This window comes from Massilia pseudoviolaceinigra, assembly GCF_030846505.1.
Classification (GTDB): domain Bacteria; phylum Pseudomonadota; class Gammaproteobacteria; order Burkholderiales; family Burkholderiaceae_D; genus Telluria_A; species Telluria_A violaceinigra.
Genome location: NZ_JAVCWL010000145.1, coordinates 1 through 512, shown reverse-complemented (window position 1 = coordinate 512; position 512 = coordinate 1). Strand labels below are relative to the sequence as shown.

The window sequence follows — 512 nt, the reverse complement described above, 5'->3', positions numbered from 1 at the left end:
GCAGCACATCGTTTGGCTCGATGCCGAAATCAACAAGCTGGAGAACGAGATCGACGATCACATCGACCGGCATCCTGGGCTCAAAGACGATGCGCGGCTCATTGCCAGCATCCCTGGGATCGGCATGACGACTGTCGCCCGACTCCTCGGCCACCTTGGAGACATTCGGCGCTTCGACAATGCGAAGGCCTTCGCTGCTTTCCTGGGCGTCACCCCAAAGCAGCGCACTTCAGGCAGCTCGGTGAGGGGAAGAACGATGGTGAGCAAGGTCGGTAACTCATCTTTAAGGGCGGCGCTGTTCATGCCAAGCATGGTGGCGCGCCGCCATAACCCGATCTTGCGACAGTTCGCCGAACGCCTGTTAGCCACCGGAATGACCAAAAAGGCCGTTATCGGAGCGGTGATGCACAAGCTGACACACCTGATCTATGGTGTCATTCGCACAGGCACCGTCTTCGATGCAAACTATTTATCGAATAGGATTGCTATTCAAGACGGTATCTGACCCCGGT

General features: G+C 56.6%; 1 protein-coding gene. It reads left to right on the top strand.

Annotated elements, in window-relative coordinates:
• Positions 1–505, top strand: a 505-nt coding sequence (locus RBA40_RS33490) for a transposase (RefSeq protein ID WP_306653242.1), incomplete at its 5' end; no start/stop codon positions are given.
• Between the last annotated feature and the right edge of the window lie 7 nt (positions 506–512).